This is a genomic window from Microbulbifer sp. NBRC 101763, assembly GCF_040371615.1.
GTDB classification, from domain to species: Bacteria; Pseudomonadota; Gammaproteobacteria; order Pseudomonadales; family Cellvibrionaceae; genus Microbulbifer; species Microbulbifer variabilis.
Map to the genome: position 1 here is coordinate 152,393 of NZ_BAABQV010000002.1, position 19,147 is coordinate 171,539.

A 19,147-nucleotide genomic window follows, 5' to 3' on the forward strand; every position below is an offset into this window, starting at 1 on the left:
GTTTAATTCATCGGCGTAAATGGCTCCAATCGAAGTATAAGGTATGGAGATTCAGGACGTGGATACTTATTTTAACCATATACCCTAATGAATCATCGAAGATGATTCAAGAACTTTTTTCCAGAGGGGAATACATTGTTGCTTATTCTTCGGGCTTAAACAGTTAGCCTGGTAGTGAGTTGCCGGTTATACAAAAGATATTTTTACCGCTGCAGTCATTTTATAATTTATATGTGAGTAACTATTTGAAAAAGGGATTAATTTTCAGTTGGTCCTACAATACGATGGTCGCTCGGGATGGATTATAAAAATAAACTCTTTAATTTGTCCAAGTAGTCATTTGTGGAGCGCCTTATGAGCAGAATACCGTTGGCTTCAGTACAGGACTTCGACAATAAAACTCAAGAGTTATTGCAGGGTTTACCACCTGTCAATATCGCATTAATGCTAGCTAGGACTGGAATTGCACCCGAAATATATTCGGTAGTTTCTGCGTTATTTAGTGATGATTATTTGCCGGATGATGATCGGGAAATTATTCTTTATCGTATTTGTAAGGATAATGATTCTCAGTATGAAATAAATTTTCATCGAAAGACCGCTGCACTCCCTCAAGAAATTGTTGATATAGTGCTTTCTGATGATTTAGGCCCTCTGGAAACCTGGCACCAGGTGCTTTGCAAGGCCTGTGATGAAATAACCAATAACGCAAAAATGTCTGAAGATTCAGTGAAGGCCTTTGTGGATCATTATGGAACCTATGACATGGCCTGCAGGGCAATCTTTCTGTTAAGTTGGTTCAATATGCTGACCAGGTATTCTGACTCAACCGGTGTCCCGTTTGAGAATGATGAAGTTCTCAAATCCATTGTCTCCCCAGTTAAAATGGGGAGACATTGATAGTTTTCTTATTTTTTAGGCTGAGTAGATAAGTTGTAACTAACTTTATTTCGGAGCTAAATGATCTTGATTATAGACCCAGGCAATTTTCCGATCGATAAAACAAACTGGTGCGGTGTAAACCTGTTGTCGTGGGTTTAATCCCTTCAAAGTGAAGAACTTTAAATCCAGCAGATTTTCCAAGATCAATAGCTGGAGAATATTTACTGCGGGATGAATCATCCAGCAATATGACCCCGTCACCGGTTAAGCGAGATAAACTTTGTTTAAAGCAGTTTACCCGGTCACGTCCATCCACTACCACAAGCTGGAAATTCTGTTCAAATTTGTTGATTGACCGGCAATACTCTCCATCTTCATCCGCCTCTTGCAAAATGACTTTGGCATTATCTGGTAATTGCTTAGCCATTGTTTCAAACCACTTGGGATTGTCTTCCACACTTTGTATTGAAGATACCCGCTCGGCATAAAATCGGGTTGAAAAACCACTTCCAAACTCAAATACATTGATATCTTTACTTAGGCGCTCTTTGAGAAAGTGAATTACAGGATAATTCATCCATGGAAGAGCATTGCCATCTACATCACAAGGGTAGCCACGCTTAAATGATTCAAGCCAACCGGTAACGCGAAGGTAGGAGGACTTGCGAAAAATCGCCCTCCGGGCGGCGATAAATCGCCAGAAAGGATTTGTCATAAATCTCGAATCCTAGGGTTATTTTTATCACGTTAAATTATGCCCAAGCAGTACCATAAATACAATTGAGAGGGTAGAGCGCAGTATTAGGTGTGATCGGAAGAATCTGTTTTTTGTGAGCCTGATTCTTAGATCCAGTGATTGTTGAGCTGATTAACAAATCGACACTGAAAATAGTTAATAACTTGTACTTCCTTTCATAAAAGGATGATTAAGAGCTAGTTTGCACTAGCTAGCCTGTAAGCCCTTTATTTCTATGAGTCATAGCTTGTCCATATTGAGAACTGCTAAAGACGACCAGTTATTCCTGAGTCTTTAGCAAGAAGTGCTTTGAGCACAGATTTGCTTTACTTCGTCCTGGGTGAATCCCAAAGACAATAATATACCTTCGCTGTGCTCACCAAGATCTGCGCCTGCTATATGTTGTTGACTTTTTTCATTGCCAAAATGAAAAGGGGTATTTATTTGCTTGACCCTATTTCCGTTAGCTGTTAATGCCACACTTAGCATTTTGCGTTCTTGCATTAGGGAACTTTCAGCGGCTTCATTGAAGCTGAGCACGGGTTCTACACAGGCGTCGCTTTTTTCAAAAACACGTATCCATTCTATAAGCTCACGCTGGATAATGATGTTGGCAATATCTTGTTTAAGTTGATTTTTTTGAGTTTCATCAAATATACGGTCTTCCCACTCTGGATGACCTATGCCTACAAAAAATGCCTCAGCAAATTGCGGTTCCAGGCTACCCACGGCCAGGTGACGATCATCCGCAGTTTGATAATAATCATAGAAGCTACCACCATTAAGAAGTTCCATTTCCAACTTCGGATCACAACTTTCAGTCAGGGCATTAGCTCCGCTAATGGCATTTAGGGCAAATGCGCAGTCGGTCATGCTGATATCAATATATGTCCCGCTATTGGTTTGCTGACGCTTATATACAGCGGCCAGAATCGCCATTACCGCGTGGTGCGAACCACCAGCAATATCGGCAATTTGCATACCACTTAGGCTGGGGCCGCTTTTACTCCTGCCTGAATAGCTGGCTAGGCCGCAGCGAGCCAGGTAATTGATATCGTGACCGGCGCGCTGTTTCAGTGGGCCTGTTTGCCCGTATCCGGTGATTGAGCAATAAATGATATCTGGGCGGATGATTTGAAGGGACTCATATCCAAATCCAAGCCTATCCATAACACCGGGTCGAAATTGCTCAATGACAATATCGTATTTCCCAAGTAAACGGCGAATAACCTCCCTTGCTTCCGGTTTTTTTAGATCAAGTGCCAGGGATTTTTTATTACGATTGATTGTAGCGTGCGCCGCTGAAAGGGGATGCTTAGTATCAACCATGGGTGGGAAGCTGCGCAACATATCTGGACGCGTTGGGGACTCGACCCGTAAAACATCAGCCCCCATATCGGCCAATAACATAGTGGCATAGGGGCCCGGTAAAAGGGTGGAGAAATCAAGTATCTTGAGGCCTTGCAGGGGGGCATTCTGATCTTTCATAGCATCGCAAGCCTGTTTTATCTTTATATGATTATGTGAATAATCTGGTCTCGTGGTAGTTCGAGATCAGAAGTTATTAGCGATAGTGCATTGTACTGTGAGAGGACTAGCCGATAAGCAGGCAGCTAATCGGCTACTGGTGATCAGGTATCGCGAAGGAGTTCGCGTGAAATAATCAGTTTCATGATCTCATTGGTACCTGCATAAATACGCTGGACACGAGCATCCGCCCAGGCACGGGCAATGGGGTACTCCCACATATAGCCGAAACCGCCATGTAACTGAACACATTCATCAAGTAATTTACACTGAAAATCAGTACTGAGTAATTTTGCTTTGGCGGCGGTAGCGACATCGAGCCTTTTCTCATAATGTAGCTCCAAACAGCGGTCTACAAAAACACGCAGTGCAGTGAGTTCACTGTCGAGTTCAGCTAATTTAAATTGTGTATTCTGGAAAGCCGAGATAGGTTTTCCAAAAGCTTTGCGCTCTCGCACATAGTCGAGAGTCCACTGCAGGGCGGCTTCAGCATTGGCCATTGCAAAGATGGCCACGCTGAGGCGCTCTTGAGGTAATTCCTGCATTAGGTAGATAAATCCCTGGCCCTCGGCTCCCAACAAATTTTCTACCGGTACCTTTACATCATCAAAAAATAGCTCGGAGGTATCCTGGGCTTTCATACCAATTTTTTCCAGGTTGGTGCCCCTCTTGAACCCTGGAGAGTCTGCATCCACTAATAGTAAGCTAACTCCAGAGGCCCCTTCACTGGGATCAGTTTTAGCAACTACTATGACGAGGTCAGCATGCTGGCCGTTGGTAATAAATGTTTTAGAGCCATTGAGCAGGTAGTGATCGTCCTGTTTGATGGCTGTGGTTTTCACTCCCTGCAAGTCTGAGCCTGCGCCGGGTTCAGTCATGGCAATTGCGGTAACTATCTCACCGCTAATGCACTTGGGCAGCAATCTTTTCTTCTGCTCTTCTGTACCATATTTGATGATATAAGGCACGGCTATATTCGAATGAAGTCCCCAGCCAATACCTGACAATCCGGCGCGGGCAACTTCTTCATCGAGAATGGAGTTGTAACCGTAGTCCAGTTCCAAGCCGCCATAAGCCTCTGGAATTTGCGGGCATAAGAACCCCATCTCTCCAGCTTTATTCCATAAAGCACGATCGACTTGCCCATCTTTTTCCCACTGGCCATGGTAGGGGATGGCTTCATTTTCGAGGAACTTACGCACTGTATCGCGAAATTGCTCATGTTCTTCGTTGTAAACAGTTCTCGGTATCATCAGTTACTCCATCTTTATTCGTTATTATCTGGAACTTCGGATAATAGTAAGTGCTTAGATCAGTATAAAAATAGTCTCATTTGTATTGGTTTTGTGTGAGAAAGGTATTGTTGCAGAAATACTGACCCCGCGGCACCTTGCGGGCCACGGGTTTGAAAGGTACGTAAATACTGCTTCTGGAATTACTCTTTGTCTTTCAGGCTTTCCCTGGATTCTGCCAGTTCTATCAATACTGCCGGAGGAGAAAATCTTTCTCCATAAGCTTCCGCAAGCTGCTGCGCACGCTGGGCAAACTTAGCAACGCCATACTGATTGATATATTGCAGGGATCCACCTGTCCAGGGTGGGAAGCCAATACCAAAAATGGAGCCGATATTTGCATCTCGCACACTGCGCAGTACTTTCTCTTCATAGCAGCGCAAGGTTTCTAGCGCCATGATAAATAGCAGGCGCTCTTTGATATCTTCTATTGGCGGTTGATTAGAGAGCGGGAACTCCTGATGTAGTCCTGCCCATAAGTGTTTTTTGCCGCCTTCTGGGTAGGAGTAAAATCCGCCACCCGCAGCTTTACCGGCACGGCCTAGTTCCAACATATGGTCTATCGCGGCGTCGGCTGGATGAGTAGGAGCTGTTTTCCCTTCTTTTTGTAAATCGTTGATAGTTTGCTGACGAATTTTTCCCATTAGTGTTAAGGAAACCTCATCGCTAACTGCCAAGGGACCTACCGGGAATCCTGCTAGGGAAGCAGCGTTCTCAATAGTGGCGGGGTTTACGCCCTCGCTGAGCATGCCAATCCCTTCATTGGTAAAGCAGCCGAATACCCTTGAAGTAAAAAAGCCACGGCTGTCATTAACTACAATAGGGGTTTTGCCTATTTGCAATACGAAAGCAAAGGCTTGGGCCAGAGTTTCCTCACCGGTTTCCTCTCCGCAGATAATTTCCACCAGAGGCATTTTGTCGGCGGGGGAGAAAAAGTGCATGCCAATAAAGTTTTTTGGACGTGCTGACGCTTTCGCAAGCCCAGTAATGGGCAAGGTTGACGTATTGGATGCGAAGACAGCGTCGTTACTTAACTCTGCCTCCGCTTCGCGGGTGACTTTGGCTTTTAGTTCGCGATCCTCAAAGACTGCTTCAATTACCAGTTCGCAGCCGGTTAGATCAGACGCGTTGTCGGTGGGGAGGATACGGGACAGGATGGATTGCATACGCACTTCATCGGTACGACCGCGCTGCAGGCGCTTTTGCAGAGAGTTCTCCGCATAGCTTTTACCCTTTAGGGCGGCCTCCATAGAGACATCTTTTAGGACTACCTCGACCCCTTTACTGGCGCAGGCATAAGCTATTGCAGAGCCCATCATGCCGGCGCCCAAGATCCCAATTTTTTGTATAGGCTGAGTCTCCAGTTTGCGAGTGTCCTGAGGTAGGGAGGCACCGGCCTTCAGCTCATTGAGAGCAAACCAGAATGTGCCAATCATATTTTTCGCCACCTGCCCGCATGTGAGTTCGACAAAGTGACGTGACTCGATGCGTGTTGCCGTTTCAAAATCTACCTGTGCGCCCTCGACTACGGTAGCGAGGATTGCCTCGGGAGCAGGTAGACATCCACGGGTTTTCTTTTCCAGCATGGCTGGGGCGATCATTAGCAGCTGGGCATTTTTGGGGTTCTTGGCATCCCCGCCAGGCATGCGGTAATCGGGCTTATCCCAGGGCTGTAAAACCTGGGTATCGCTGCTGGCCTGGATAAAAGCACGCGCTTTATTTAACAAGTCATCTGCGTCGCTGGCTGTCTGGTGAAGCAGACCGGCTTCCAGGGCTTGTTTTGCTCGCACCTGCTTGCCCTCGAGTAGGAAAGGCAGGGCATTTTGGATACCCAATAAGCGGGGCATCCGTACACAGCCACCACCACCGGGAAGAAGGCCAAGCGTGACCTCGGGAAGGCCGATTTTAACTGCTCCGTCATCCAAGGCTATCCGCTGGTGGCAGCTAAGGGCAATTTCCCAGCCGCCACCCAGTGCGGCACCATTAATCGCAGCCACAACGGGTTTGCCCTGGGTTTCCAGCCAGCGCAGGTTGGCTTTTAGCGATTCACATGAGGCAAAAAATGCTTCGGCGTCGTCTCGTTGAGCAGAGTAGAGAGATTTAAGGTCGCCACCAGCAAAGAAAGTTTTTTTAGCTGAACGAACAATGATGCCTTTGTAGTCCTGTTTTTGCAGTTGTTCCACTACGGCTTGGAGAGAGTCGGTAAAGTCTTTGTCCATCACATTGGCCGACGCATTGGGATTGTCCATAATCAGGTGGACAATGTTGTCGCTGTCTTTTTCTAGGCGAATAGATTTCATTTTTTTGTCCCCCTTAAACCCGCTCAATTATGGTTGCTACGCCCATACCACCACCCACGCACAAGGTCACAAGGCCGTAACGCTGCTGCCGCTGTTCCAGTTCGTCCAACACAGTGCCAATCAGCATGGCGCCGGTGGCTCCCAGTGGGTGGCCCATAGCGATAGAGCCGCCATTCACATTGAGCTTTTGTGGATCGATATCCAACTCGTGCTGGAAACGGAGTACTACTGAGGCGAAGGCTTCGTTCACTTCGTAGAGGTCTATATCCTGCGGGGTTAGGCCTGCAGCCTTAAGGGCCTTCCGTGTGGCCGGTGCAGGGCCCGTCAGCATGATGGTGGGTTCGCTGCCAACAACAGCTGCGGAAATGATACGCGCCCGCGGTGTCAGATTCAGATCGTGACCGGCCTGCTCGCTGCCAATCAGGATTGCAGCAGCGCCATCGACGATCCCTGAGGAATTACCGGCGGTGTGTACATGGTGAATTGACTCCACTTGTGGATAACGGGAAATGGCAATGCTGTCGAAGCACAGGTCCCCCATACCGGCAAAGGAGGGGTTTAGGTTTGCCAGGCCCTCAAGGGAAGTGTCGGGCCGCACAAGCTGGTCTCTGTCCAGGATTAGCAGGCCATTTTCATCTAGTACTGGAATGATTGACTTGGCAAAGGCGCCTCTTTCCCAGGCTGCAGCAGCTTTGCGCTGTGATTCGAGGGCAAAGTTATCCATATCCTCGCGGGAAAAACCGCCGAGGGTGGCAATCAGGTCGGCGCCGATACCCTGGGGAGCAAAACTGGTGTCTATAGCGGTTTGAGGGTCCAGGGCCCAGGCGCCGCCGTCACTGCCCATTGGCACTCTGGACATGGATTCCACTCCGCCGGCCACGACCAGGTGCTCCCAACCTGAGCGTACCTTGGCTGCTGCCAAATTGACGGCTTCGGCACCGGATGCACAGAAGCGGTTGAGGGTGACGCCACCAATATCCTGGTTCCATTGAGCGGCGAGAGCGGCCACCTTAGCAATATCTGCACCCTGATCGCCGATTGCTGTGACACAACCCATGACGATGTCATCGACCTTGGCGGTGTCCAATTGGTTGCGACCCTGTAATTCTCGCAGTAAGCCGGAAAGCAGGGTGATGGGTTTGACTTCGTGTAGTGCTCCGCTGGATTTTCCCTTTCCGCGGGGGGTGCGGATTGAATCGTAAATATAGGCTTCTGTTGTGGGCACGGTTCTCGCCTCTTTATTTTTGATTGTGGGTATAACCATAGTTACGTGCAGATTAGGTGCAATGATGAAAGACGACAGGGACGGTGACGCAGATGTCTGCTGTGGTTATCAAGTGAGTGAAGATAATTTTTATTCATTATTCCAAATCAAACTAACCCGGTGACTCGGCTGCCGTACACTCAAATAAGGCGCTCTATTTTTTATTGTTCACCAAAATTTTTTGGCGGATCAATTTGCTTCGTAAAGAGAAAATACGGGTGCAATTTGGGGGCGAAGGCTTGGTAATTACGCAATAAATATTTGAATGATATTGAATTTTTCGCGTACTGGGACCCGAGAAGGCCATTGGCAGATTGCGCGAATATTGGCAGTGAGGTTTGGCTATGGCAGAAAATCTACTGGAAATAGCAGCGAGCCAGTTGGGTGCTTCGGGCACTGGTGCGCTGGCTTCGGCCCTCAATATTCCGGCAGAGAAAGGCCAAGCGGCACTGGATAGTGGTATCGCGTATTCCCTGGCCGGTATGCTGAATAAAGCCAGCAGCAAAACCGGTATGGGATATTTATTCAATATGATTACCGATAACGAGGCACTGGACCTCTCGACGGTAACAGAGAGTTTTTCTGACAAAGACAAACTCGGTGCCATTTTGCAAACCGGCGCAGGAATGTTGCAAAAGGTTTTTGGTACCAGTACTGAAGAAGTGAAAAAACTGGCTTCATCGACATTGCCTAGTGGCGATGGCAGCCGCCTGCTCCAGTTGGCCCTGCCAATTGTTACATCCTTACTGAATGGCCAAGTAAAGATGCACAAAATGGATGTTTCTGATTTGGCATCTTTCCTGATCGGCCAACGTGAATTTCTCCAGGGCAAAGTCCCCGATGCATTGCTCAAAGCCCTAAATGTTCCCAGCTTTGATCAATTGGGTGCATCACTGATTACTCACGGCCATGCCAAACCACAAGAACCCCGCCCAGAAGCTCTGCATGGTAATGGTGAAAAGCGTAAACCAGTAAGTTTCAGCAGCTGGTTTTTTCCGCTGTTACTTGTATTGGTGGCTCTTTATGCGCTGAATATGTGCATGGATAAGGGAAGGGAGGAGGCGCCTGAGAATCGCCCCTCTTTGACTTCTCAGGAGCAGGCTTTTATGGAATCGCCTTCTGAGCCCGTTGGAGACTCCCCATTAACCGATAGCAATGCCCAGGCGGAACTTGGACCGGATGATTTTGCCAGCAACCTGCGCGACTATTTGAAGAGTTTTGCCCGGGAGCCTGACCGGGAGTTTCCACTCAGGGTTCAATTTGAAGGGGGGACTGCGAAGATTCTCGATCCTTCGGCACCTGATATCAATGCTCTGGCAAAAATAATGCAGGAAAACCCGAACCTGAGCATTGCTATTGAGGGGCATGTAAAGGGTGAGGGTAATGAAATCCGGGAACAGGAGATTTCCCAGGAGCGTGCAGATGTAGTGCGGGAGATACTCTTGCAGAAGGGAATCGCGGCTAACAGAATTACTGCTACCGGTATGGGATCTGCCAAGGAGGTCCCAGAGGATGAAGCAGAGAAGAGAGAACAGAGAAAGATGAGCAATGAGCGTATCAGCGTGCGGGTGGTAACTTTTAGCAACTGAAAATTGATAACAGAGCTCGTGAAAATCAAAGGAGCAAAAAGCCCCGCTAATTTTGTGGGGCTGTATTTTGGGGCAATTAGTTTTCTGATTTTTGCATTAAGCCAAAGAGAATTTAGTTTTCGGATTTTCTTTAATCATTGCGGAATTTTTCCCGGTAGGCGCCGGGGGCAAGGCCTGTCCACTTTTTAAAGGCGCGGTTGAAGGCGCTGGGCTCGGAAAAGCCAAGTCGCTCGGCAATTTCTGCTACTGCAGTCTCCTGTTGTTTTAACTGGTATACAGCCATATCTCGGCGCACTGAGTCCTTGATATCCTGCCAGCTATTACCCTCCTCCTTGAGTCTTCGGCGAAGCGTCTGTGGGGATGTATACAGGCGTGCGGCTACATCGTCGAGGGATAGGTTTTCTATGCTGTTTTGTTGTTGCAGCATACGCCTAATGCGGCCGGTGAAGCTGTGGTCAGATTTGTATTGGGTGAGAAGACACTCGGGAGCACGGGACAAGAATTCGGCCAGTTGCTGTTCATCGCGCACCAGTGGCATTTGCAGGTAGCGAGTACTGAATACCAAGCAGGTTTCGGCTTGATTGAAATAATGCCGACAGGGAAACATTTCACTGTAATCTTCGTTGTAATCTGGCTGAGGGAAGGCCAGTAAAACGCGCTCAAGGAGAATGGTGCGATCGATCAACCAGCTAAAGAAGCGCAGCCATATAACTGCGATAGACTCGACAAAAATCTGGTTGGGCAGGTTCTTGTCATTAGTGTGATGGATAATCAAGCGAGCTTCCTCGCCATCCTCCACCAATTTGATATGCAGGTCATCACTGACCATGCTGATAAACCGTCCGGAGCGCAGAAGGGCACGACGCAGGTTTGGGCAGCTGATACAGGCATGTCCCATCATGGCGAAGGTGCCAGGCAGCCACGGACGAGCCAGAAAGCCCCCCGATTCGTCATTCAGCAGATCCCATTCCCTGCGTAGCAGGTTGGCCATCTGATCGCGGCTGATGCGGTTATCAGGGTCCTCAAGCAGGGTGGGATCTATACCGCTGTCGTGCAGTATCTGCAAGCAGTCCAATCCTGCTTTGTGGGCACCAACCAGTTGGGCGCGCACGACCGTGGCAGGTATACCCGGGTCCTCGTGGAGTTTGGGGTTTTCAGTTTCCACTCTCTCAGCCCTCAACTTTATTTTGTAAGCTGCATATTTTCGCTCAAGTGCAAGCATGGATTATGCGCAATGCGCGTCAGAAAGTCAGGTTTATCGCCGGTGGGAGTAACAAAGTGATAAGGGAGGTGACCTCTATCGATCAATAGAATGGCGCGAAATGTGCCTGATGCTCTTTTCTAATATTGAAATCTCTGCTGCTAATTACATGTTTTTATTCATTATTTAGGTTTAAACGAAAAATTTCATCCCGTTTCGTTGTAGTGCTTATCGGGTAGCTCGCTGGAAGAGCTTACTTTGGAAAAAGGCCTGCGGCGGGAGAGGATGAGGTCGTCTAATCACTAGACCTCAAGGTCATAGAGGTTAACAATTAAGCTACATGCCAATGAGGGAGTGGCCAAATGCCGTCCGCAACTGTTGAGAGCCAGCTGAATCCGACAATCTGTCGGCGCATGTTGATTGCATACTTAATTGAGCAGATTCCCCGCCCGAATAATCCGGCCCTGGAAGAGGTGACTGGTTGGCCGCGCCGCACAGTGCAGGACATAATCGCCAAGGGGCTGCCTGGTCACGGAACCCGAGTGGAATTCGTCCAGGAGGGAGTGCGCCACAACGATGGCTATTATCTGCTGCGAGACTGGGGGTCTTTTGACCGAGTCTGGGTGAAAAGTAATTTGCCGGCCATTTGCCAGGTGTTGGAAATCACCCTGGATGACTAGTGCGGCACATCAGGTTGATGTGCCGCCTGTATTCATTGCTGCGGCTTGGTATGGGTTTGTTGCAGTATCTTATTAACTTTCTCCAACAGTGCCGGGTTGGATTTAATGCTGTTGGCTATTTCCTGGTATTTGCTCTTGGATAAGCCTGTTTTCTCGATTGCCGCAATCATTTTGCCTTGGGCCTCTTTATTAAGAGCCTCGGCTTCCTTGATATCAGCAGCAGCCTTAAGTTTTGGGGCATATTCCCGACTCAGCATGACAATAGAACGGTAGGCGTCGGCAAACTGCTTGAGCTGAGGTTCACTGAAGGATACCTTGGGGGCACTGGTTTTCGGGGCGTTAGCCTGAGGGGACGCGGGTTGTGCAGCGACGAATGGGACAGTGAGCAGCAGGGCAAATAGGGTTAGGAATTTGGCAAAGGGCTTCATTGGGCACTCCAAAGTCGGTGGACGCTTTTGCTTCTCAGAGGGAGCACCCAGCGTCACGTTAGGGCAATGGGCGTTATGTACGGAACTAGGTGAGAGCTTAGTGCTTTCAGCTATGGGACATTAGTTTCAGGGTAGCCAGTTTCGGCGCGGACGTGGCGCCTTTCCCCGCCACTCGCGCGAATTTTTGATCTCGACTGGTTGGACCTAAAAAAGACCGAGGAATTTCTTGCGCCTCTTTAGGGATTGCTCGCAGCTATTAAGTTGTTGCTGATAGCGCTGGGCACGCGCGGAGACCTTATGTGACACCTTCTTGAGCCAGGCCTTATTTTTAAAGCTGCGTCGATTAAAACCACCGTGTCCTTCGTGATAGGCCAGATACAGGTGATAACTGTCTCTGGACTGGATTTGGCAGCGGCGCGCACTCGTGTTGTTATACCAGCCGACAAAGTCTATGGCATCGCCAAAATCATCCCGGTCCGCACCATAACTAAATGTGGAACGTTGATATCCGCGCCAAGTATTTTTCAGTGCTTGAGCATAACCATAGGCATCTGAGGGGCGGGGTCCGGGAATAAAGCCCAGTATCTTGCTGCGCGGTGGGCGCGCATCATGTACGAAGCGCGATTCCTGATGCAGGATTGCCATCATCACTGCAACCGGGGAGCCCCATTCCTCCTCTGCCGCCTTGGCGTCGTCATACCAGCCTTTTTTCTCGCGGAAAATAGAACAGATATTGTCAGGGTTACTGGGTGGGCTAGTGGCGCAGCCCACGCTCAGGACAGTGGCGCCAAGCAGCGCCACCAGAATCCCATTTTTTTTATTATTTTCTTGCATAAATTTACTGCACAGTTAGGCGGTGATGGTTTTGACTCCGGTGCTGGTTCCGAGCAGTAGCAAGTCTGCTGGGCGCTTGGCAAAGATGCCATTGGTAACCACACCGGTAATATTATTGATTGCTTCTTCCAGTGCGACAGGTTGTTCGATCTTTAGATTGTACACATCGAGAATTGCATTGCCGTTATCGGTAATAACCCCCTGGCGGTAAACCGGGTCCCCGCCGAGCTTGACCAGCTCTCGGGCTACCAGGGAGCGCGCCATGGGAATCACCTCCACCGGCAGTGGGAAGTCTCCAAGGATCTTTACAGACTTACTCTCATCGGCGATGCAGATAAACTCATCGGAACAAGCCGCGACAATCTTCTCCCTAGTTAGGGCGGCACCGCCTCCCTTGACTAGTTCCAGTGCCGGATTAGCTTCATCGGCACCGTCTACATAAAATTGGATGCTATCTACACTATTCAGCTCATAGACCGGAATTCCATGAGATTTTAGCCTTTGTGCCGAGGCTTCTGAGCTGGCGACAGTACCGTCGAACTTGCCTTTGATCTCCGCCAGATAGTCGATAAAGAAATTGGCTGTGGAGCCTGTGCCCACTCCGACGATGGAGTCAGCTTCCAGGCGAGGGGAGATATAGTCTATAGCGGCGCGGGCAGTGGCCTGCTTCAGTTCATCCTGGGTCATACTCTGGATAGTTTCCTGTGCAATTATTTATGCTTTATTTTTACCTTTCGACAAAAAAAAGCGCAATAAGGCCAAATTGTTGGCAATTGTGCTGATCAAGACTTAGACTGGCCTGCCGGTGTTGCGCGTGCTGGGAGTGTTTTGCCAGTGCTTACGCTACTAGGCTTTCCTGAGTCGTGCATAGAAATTAATCGCAACGGCAGCCGATACACATCATGCCCAAGTCTTATATCAAGCGCATTTTAGACGCGCGCATTTACGATGTCGCCACCGAGACGCCATTAGAACCGATGCGCCAGCTATCCCACCGCCTGGGTAACCGCATTCTGCTCAAGCGGGAAGACCTGCAGCCAGTATTTTCCTTCAAAATTCGCGGTGCTTATAACAAGTTGTTACAACTGCCCCCTGAGCAACGTGCTCGTGGGGTAATCACGGCATCGGCTGGCAATCATGCTCAGGGATTGGCATTGGGTGCAGCCCAGTTGGGGGTGCGTGCAACGATTGTGATGCCGAAGACCACACCTCTGATCAAAGTTAATGCTGTGAGAATGCGCGGAGCTGAAGTGGTATTACACGGGGATACCTTTGATGAGGCTGCCGCGCGTGCCAGGAAACTAGTGAAGGAACGCGACCTGGTTTTTGTACACCCCTATGACGACCCGGATGTGATCGCTGGCCAGGGAACTGTGGCTATGGAGATGCTGCGCCAATACTCTGGCAACCTTGAAGCTGTATTTATTCCCGTGGGTGGAGGTGGGCTGGCTGCCGGCATGGCTACCTACATCAAGTATGTAAGGCCGGAAACAAAGGTTTATGCGGTGGAGCCTGAAGATGCCGCATGCTTGAAAGTTGCCCTGGAAAGTGGAGAGCGTTTGCGCCTACCCCAAGTAGGGTTGTTTGCTGATGGTGTTGCCGTAGCGCAAATTGGTGAGGAGACATTCCGAGTTCTAAGTGAAACAGTGGATGGTGTGATCACCGTGAGTACCGATGAGATCTGTGCAGCGATTAAAGATATTTTTGAGGATACCCGTTCTATCGCCGAGCCGGCTGGGGCTGTTGGGTTGGCGGGGCTGAAGAGGTTTATTGAACAGACTGATTGCCGCAATTCGGTTCTCGCCACTGTTTGTAGCGGAGCCAACATCAACTTCGATCGGCTGCGTTATATTAGCGAGCGCACAGAAACTGGCGAAAAGCGCGAGGCGGTACTTGCGGTTCGTATTCCCGAAAGCCCAGGCAGCTACCTGAGATTTTGTCGTGACTTAGGTGACAGGGCTATTACCGAGTTTAATTATCGCTATGCAGGAGATGAAGAGGCACATATTTTTGTTGGCCTGCAGGTGGCTACCGATAACGATCGGCGCCAGATGGTCGACAAGCTTAAAGAGGGCGGTTATCGGGTAACTGATCTTACCGAGAATGAGATGGCAAAGTTACATATTCGCCACTTGGTGGGTGGGCGGGTACCTGGATTACACGATGAAGTTGTATACCGCTTTGAATTTCCTGAGCGGCCCGGAGCCTTGCGGAAGTTTCTCGAGCACTTGGCCGGCCGCTGGAATATTACCTTGTTCCACTATCGTAACCATGGTGCTGCGTATGGGCGGGTATTGGTTGGGTTGCAAGTCGAGCCCGAGGCTCGCACAGAACTTTTGGATTTACTTGAGCAGCTGCAATATCCCTTTTGGGATGAAACGGAAAATCCAGCTTACCGCTTTTTCTTGGGTAGCTGAGGTGAAGAGAAACCTTTAATTGGGTTAAGCGTCTCAGAAGTTATTGGGGTGTAGACTGTAATTTCTGCTTTGTCGAACCCCTTTGCGTAAAAATGCGACAAAAAACGCATAAATTATCCAATAAACAGTTACTATCACGCCGATTCTTCAGTATCTTCTTTGATCGTGGAACTTTTGCTATGGCTCAGGTCATATGCGAGGCGAAACGCATATAACAAAAAAATTGATTGTACAGGATGGTCCCAATGAAAGCCGATGCGCTGACAATCGCTGTGGTTGTCTTTGTCGCGGGCGTTCTGCTGAGCACCAGTGGTTTGACCGAGGTATTTGCCTCGGAGTCTGAGCCACCGGCTGCTCTGCAACAGGGAGTGGTTACCCGTTAGGCTGATGCCGGGGGGCGCTCTGCCCACGAAACAGCAAAAAAGGCCGAATACTTAAAGTGTTCGGCCTTTTTTGTTTTAACTCCAACATTAACGGCAGCGATAGATACGCTTTTCTGTCACCACCATATCCAAAGGTATATCCCAATTGTCCGTCGGCAATTGCTCCACGCATTGCAGTTGGTGGGCAGCGCCAATCAGCTGTGGCCCGGTACCCGGCAGCAGTAGTTTGTGTTCGAAAGTTCGGTCGTAAAAGCCTGCACCCATACCCAGGCGGGCGCCGCTGGGGTCAAAGGCCACCAACGGTACCAGTACCAAATCCAATAAATTCGGTGCTCGACTGGGGCTGCGTACCGGCTCGGGAATATTAAAGCGATTTCGGAATGACAATGGTTCGCCAGCCCAGCGCCTAAAGCCGAGGTGCGGATGTGGCTCTACAGGCAGTACCGGCAAGTAAAAATACTTATTGGGATAACGCCGTAACAAATGACGAACATCCAGTTCACCATCCATAGGCCAAAACATACCGATATGGCGGGCGCGTTTTATCTGTGGTATTCGGCTCAATAAGGTAATTGCTGCACGACCATGCAAACGCTGCTGATAAGCACTGAGCCCCCGCCGTCCCGCACGCATACGTTGGCGCAGTTGCGTTTTATTTTCACTCATTAGTAGGGGAATGACTGGAGATGAAATAGGAACCCCGAGTGTGCGGCTGTAGACGGAGCCTTGAACCGTAAGGTTCAAGGTGGTGGGATCCGGAGTACATAAGGCTTTCCGCTGCATGGCGGACCTGCGCACCAGCACCCGCTGGAAACCACCGGGGTAAGATTATCGGCTCAAGGACATAGTCTGCTGGCCAACACCCCAGGGTATAGGTTAATTATAACTTGGGCAGGTGGGGGTGTTAACTGGAAATTTAAAGGAAATTGTTGTGCCTGTAATTAGGAAGGCGTATACCTTTATCCTTGCGGTGACTGGGTTTCCCGCTCCGGGTCTATCTCACCTAACGCATTTTGTACTTTGTCCTTTAGGCGGTCGATCATTTCCTCCTGGAGAGGAATACTACTCAATTCCGCTTTGGCCTGGATCAATTCGTGAGCAATATTCAGTGCGGCCATAACGGCGATACGCTCAATGCCAATAACGGTACCCGTTGAGCGGATACGCGCCATGCGCTCGTGCAGAAGGTGCGCGGAAGCCTGCAGGCCTGCGCGCTCGTGGTCTGCACAGGCCACACGGTACTCTTTGCCCAGAATAGATACGGTGACTGTTTCAGATGTTGGTACGGAGTCAGACATCAGGAATCTTGCGTTAGCCCTTTAAGACGATTAATCATAGCTTCGACCCGCGAGCGGGCGGCCTCATTATTTTTTATCAGGCGCTGGCGCTCGCGTAGCCAGTCGGCTTCCTGCCGGCGCAGTTCACGATTGTCTTCGGCCAGCTGTTGGCAGCGGGCGATCAGTGAATCCACAGTGCTTTCTAACGCTTGCAGCTTATCCATATTTCCTGCGTTTGGGGTCGACGTCTGGGTTCGCAACACGACAGACTGCGAGGGATTCCGCTACTATATTGCCGGTGAAAAGGTGGGTCAATCGCTCCACCTGCGCGGGCAATCACAAAATTGTCCTGAAAACACAAGTTCTTTTCCATGCTGCTGCTATTGCACGCATTGAATATATCCCGATCAAGAAAAATTGCACGGTAACTATGACATCAGAAACCAACCGATTTGAGCTTCTTGCTAATGCTATTCTCTCGGCCGGCGGCCAGGCGGATCCCAGTGAACTGCACGGCTTTATCTGTGGCATATTGGCTGCAGGTGCGGAGCCGGACAAAAAACGCTGGCAGCATGAACTGGCGGAACTTCTCGATTTGGAGGCTGTGCCGGCGGATTTAAACAAGGATTTTCTGCAATTAGCGAAAGAGAGCCAAAAGCAGCTCAGTGATACCGACTTTTCTTTCCGACTGGTGCTCTGTGACGATGACGATATTGTCGCGCGTACTCTGGCGCTAGGGCATTGGTGCGAAGGTTTTTTACACGGTTTCGGTATTGGTAGTGCCAAGGGGAAGCTGCTTCCCACCAGCGATGAAGCTCTGAAGGACATTGGTGCAATTTCACAAGTGGATGCCGATCATGTAGAGGAGAGTGAGGAGAACGAACAACAGCTGCTGGAATTACAGGAGTACGTGCGCGTCGCGGTACTCAATATCTTCACCGAAGTGCGCGGCAAGCAATCCGATAGCGGTCCAACTGTACACTAATGTCCAATAGCGGAAAAAAAGCGGTAATCAGCAAGACGGAGTATATCCGTCGTCGCGCCCGCCTAATGGCTGAACTGGCGCCAGACAGCTTGGCGATTGTCTCTTCTGCTGGTGAACAACTGCGATCCCGCGATACTTTCTTCCCCTTCCGCCAGGACAGTGATTTTCTCTACCTGAGTGGGTTTGAAGAGCCTGAAGCCCTGCTGGTTCTGGTGCCGGGACGCACCCAGGGCGAAACCCTGTTGTTTTGTCGTGAGTGCGATGCGGAAAAGGAAATGTGGGATGGGCCGCGGCTTGGCCCGGAACAGGCTGTGCAGCGGCTTGGTTTATCTGATGCTTTTCCGATAGGTGATCTCGATGACATTTTGCCTGGGCTGCTGGAAGGGCGTGAACGTATTTATTTTCCCATGGGACGCTATGCCCACCTCGACCGGCGTATTCGCAGCTATTTGCAAAATATTACCGAGGCTCCAGGCAGCAAGGGTGCCCCGGAGATGGTGGACTTGGATTACCAATTGCGTGAGTTGCGCTTGATTAAGAGCGCGCAGGAACTGCGTCTGATGGCGCAAGCGGCAGAAATCAGTGCTACAGCACACCGCCGAGCCATGGCACGCTGCCAGCCAGGCCTCTATGAATATCAACTGGAGGCGACCCTGCTGCATTCCTTTGTCGATGCTGGTGCAAGAGAGACGGCCTACCCAACCATTGTCGGCAGTGGTCGCAATGCCTTGGTTATGCATTATTGCAGCAACCAGGCAAAGATGAGTGATGGCGATCTGGTGTTAGTGGATGCTGGCTGTGAGTACCGCGGTTACGTGGCGGATATCACGAGAACTTATCCGGTGAATGGCCGTTTTAATGGCGCACAAAAAGCACTGTATGAAATTGTTTTGTCCGCGCAGCTGGCTGCCATCGAGCGGGTACAGGCCGGCAACCATTGGGATGAGCCTCATATAGCTAGCGTTGAGGTAATTACTCAGGGGTTGGTAGATCTGGGGCTGTTGCAAGGCGACTTAGTGAGTTTGATTGAAGCAGGTGCTTACCAGCGCTTTTATATGCACCGGGTAGGCCACTGGTTGGGAATGGATGTACACGATGTCGGAGACTACCGGGTACATGGCGCCTGGCGCCAGTTGGAGCCCGGCATGGTGATGACCATCGAGCCGGGTATTTATGTGCCCTTGAACGACAAGAGCGTTGCAACAGAGTTTCGGGGAATTGGTATTCGCATTGAAGATGACGTGGCCCTAACTGGCGAAGGGGTGGAAGTCCTATCCGCCGCAGCGCCAAAGTCTGTAGAAGAGATCGAATATGCAATGCGTCATGGGCGGGATTTACTGACCCGCTAAAAA

19 protein-coding genes and 1 other RNA gene are annotated in these 19,147 nt (G+C 49.7%); 7 read left to right on the forward strand and 13 right to left on the reverse strand.

What is annotated here, in order from left to right:
* Positions 1-354: 354 nt before the first annotated feature.
* The gene (locus ABWV76_RS06020; protein ID WP_020414238.1) at positions 355-900 is read left to right on the forward strand and encodes a carboxymuconolactone decarboxylase family protein; all 546 of its coding nucleotides are present in this window, start codon (positions 355-357) and stop codon (positions 898-900) included.
* Positions 901-970: 70 nt separating this feature from the next.
* Here the strand turns inward: ABWV76_RS06020 and ABWV76_RS06025 are convergent, their stop codons facing one another.
* The 5 genes from ABWV76_RS06025 to ABWV76_RS06045 form a co-directional block, all read right to left on the reverse strand.
* Positions 971-1,597, reverse strand: a complete 627-nt coding sequence (locus ABWV76_RS06025) for a hypothetical protein (RefSeq protein ID WP_020414239.1) — start codon at positions 1,595-1,597, stop codon at positions 971-973.
* Positions 1,598-1,912: 315 nt separating this feature from the next.
* On the reverse strand, positions 1,913-3,106 hold the full coding sequence (locus tag ABWV76_RS06030; RefSeq protein WP_353375531.1) for a CaiB/BaiF CoA transferase family protein: 1,194 nt from the start codon (positions 3,104-3,106) through the stop codon (positions 1,913-1,915).
* 143 nt (positions 3,107-3,249) lie between these two features.
* The gene (locus ABWV76_RS06035; protein WP_020414241.1) at positions 3,250-4,398 is read right to left on the reverse strand and encodes an acyl-CoA dehydrogenase family protein; all 1,149 of its coding nucleotides are present in this window, start codon (positions 4,396-4,398) and stop codon (positions 3,250-3,252) included.
* Between the two features lie 182 nt (positions 4,399-4,580).
* Complete coding sequence (locus tag ABWV76_RS06040; RefSeq protein ID WP_353375532.1) at positions 4,581-6,737, reverse strand: 3-hydroxyacyl-CoA dehydrogenase NAD-binding domain-containing protein; 2,157 nt, start codon at positions 6,735-6,737, stop codon at positions 4,581-4,583.
* 13 nt (positions 6,738-6,750) lie between these two features.
* Entirely contained in the window at positions 6,751-7,962 is a 1,212-nt protein-coding gene (locus ABWV76_RS06045) for an acetyl-CoA C-acetyltransferase (protein ID WP_353375533.1), read from the reverse strand.
* A 383-nt stretch (positions 7,963-8,345) separates the two neighbouring features.
* Between ABWV76_RS06045 and ABWV76_RS06050 the strand changes: the two genes are divergently transcribed.
* Positions 8,346-9,590 carry an OmpA family protein gene (locus ABWV76_RS06050; protein ID WP_020414244.1) on the forward strand — a complete coding sequence of 415 codons (1,245 nt, stop codon included), beginning with the start codon at positions 8,346-8,348 and terminating at the stop codon, positions 9,588-9,590.
* A 130-nt stretch (positions 9,591-9,720) separates the two neighbouring features.
* Here ABWV76_RS06050 and ABWV76_RS06055 read toward each other — a convergent pair whose 3' ends face one another.
* Positions 9,721-10,755, reverse strand: a complete 1,035-nt coding sequence (locus ABWV76_RS06055) for an AraC family transcriptional regulator (protein ID WP_245556709.1) — start codon at positions 10,753-10,755, stop codon at positions 9,721-9,723.
* Between the two features lie 398 nt (positions 10,756-11,153).
* On the opposite strand from ABWV76_RS06055, the gene ABWV76_RS06060 reads away from it, so the two are divergent.
* Positions 11,154-11,471, forward strand: a complete 318-nt coding sequence (locus ABWV76_RS06060; protein ID WP_020414246.1) for a helix-turn-helix domain-containing protein — start codon at positions 11,154-11,156, stop codon at positions 11,469-11,471.
* Between the two features lie 32 nt (positions 11,472-11,503).
* On the opposite strand, the gene ABWV76_RS06065 is transcribed toward ABWV76_RS06060, so the two are convergent.
* The 3 genes from ABWV76_RS06065 to rpiA all read right to left on the reverse strand — a co-directional run bounded on the left by ABWV76_RS06065 (position 11,504) and on the right by rpiA (position 13,420).
* The gene (locus ABWV76_RS06065; protein WP_020414247.1) at positions 11,504-11,899 is read right to left on the reverse strand and encodes a DUF4168 domain-containing protein; all 396 of its coding nucleotides are present in this window, start codon (positions 11,897-11,899) and stop codon (positions 11,504-11,506) included.
* A 204-nt stretch (positions 11,900-12,103) separates the two neighbouring features.
* Positions 12,104-12,733, reverse strand: a complete 630-nt coding sequence (locus ABWV76_RS06070; RefSeq protein WP_020414248.1) for a transglycosylase SLT domain-containing protein — start codon at positions 12,731-12,733, stop codon at positions 12,104-12,106.
* 15 nt (positions 12,734-12,748) lie between these two features.
* Positions 12,749-13,420 carry a ribose-5-phosphate isomerase RpiA gene (gene rpiA / locus ABWV76_RS06075; protein ID WP_020414249.1) on the reverse strand — a complete coding sequence of 224 codons (672 nt, stop codon included), beginning with the start codon at positions 13,418-13,420 and terminating at the stop codon, positions 12,749-12,751.
* Between the two features lie 215 nt (positions 13,421-13,635).
* Here rpiA and ilvA point away from each other — a divergent pair, with 215 nt between their 5' ends.
* Together ilvA and ABWV76_RS06085 are read left to right on the forward strand one after the other, a co-directional pair.
* The gene (gene ilvA, locus ABWV76_RS06080; RefSeq protein ID WP_353375534.1) at positions 13,636-15,150 is read left to right on the forward strand and encodes a threonine ammonia-lyase, biosynthetic; all 1,515 of its coding nucleotides are present in this window, start codon (positions 13,636-13,638) and stop codon (positions 15,148-15,150) included.
* Between the two features lie 245 nt (positions 15,151-15,395).
* Positions 15,396-15,533, forward strand: a complete 138-nt coding sequence (locus tag ABWV76_RS06085; RefSeq protein ID WP_157533578.1) for a hypothetical protein — start codon at positions 15,396-15,398, stop codon at positions 15,531-15,533.
* Between the two features lie 87 nt (positions 15,534-15,620).
* Here the strand turns inward: ABWV76_RS06085 and ABWV76_RS06090 are convergent, their stop codons facing one another.
* The 4 genes from ABWV76_RS06090 to ABWV76_RS06105 form a co-directional block, all read right to left on the reverse strand.
* Positions 15,621-16,199: a 5-formyltetrahydrofolate cyclo-ligase gene (locus ABWV76_RS06090; RefSeq protein WP_020414252.1), complete on the reverse strand. Its 579-nt coding sequence runs from the start codon at positions 16,197-16,199 to the stop codon at positions 15,621-15,623.
* A 27-nt stretch (positions 16,200-16,226) separates the two neighbouring features.
* A non-coding RNA gene (gene ssrS / locus ABWV76_RS06095) (6S RNA) lies at positions 16,227-16,407 on the reverse strand.
* 85 nt (positions 16,408-16,492) lie between these two features.
* The gene (locus tag ABWV76_RS06100; RefSeq protein WP_353375535.1) at positions 16,493-16,831 is read right to left on the reverse strand and encodes a cell division protein ZapA; all 339 of its coding nucleotides are present in this window, start codon (positions 16,829-16,831) and stop codon (positions 16,493-16,495) included.
* Positions 16,831-17,034 carry a TIGR02449 family protein gene (locus ABWV76_RS06105; RefSeq protein WP_020414254.1) on the reverse strand — a complete coding sequence of 68 codons (204 nt, stop codon included), beginning with the start codon at positions 17,032-17,034 and terminating at the stop codon, positions 16,831-16,833. Before ABWV76_RS06105 ends, ABWV76_RS06100 begins: the two co-directional genes overlap by 1 nt.
* 206 nt (positions 17,035-17,240) lie before the next feature.
* Between ABWV76_RS06105 and ABWV76_RS06110 the strand changes: the two genes are divergently transcribed.
* Positions 17,241-17,795 (forward strand): UPF0149 family protein, encoded by a 555-nt coding sequence (locus ABWV76_RS06110; RefSeq protein ID WP_353375536.1) that lies wholly within the window; start codon positions 17,241-17,243, stop codon positions 17,793-17,795.
* Positions 17,795-19,144 (forward strand): aminopeptidase P N-terminal domain-containing protein, encoded by a 1,350-nt coding sequence (locus ABWV76_RS06115; RefSeq protein WP_282952245.1) that lies wholly within the window; start codon positions 17,795-17,797, stop codon positions 19,142-19,144. The genes ABWV76_RS06110 and ABWV76_RS06115 overlap by 1 nt, the downstream gene beginning before the upstream one ends.
* Positions 19,145-19,147: the final 3 nt, after the last annotated feature.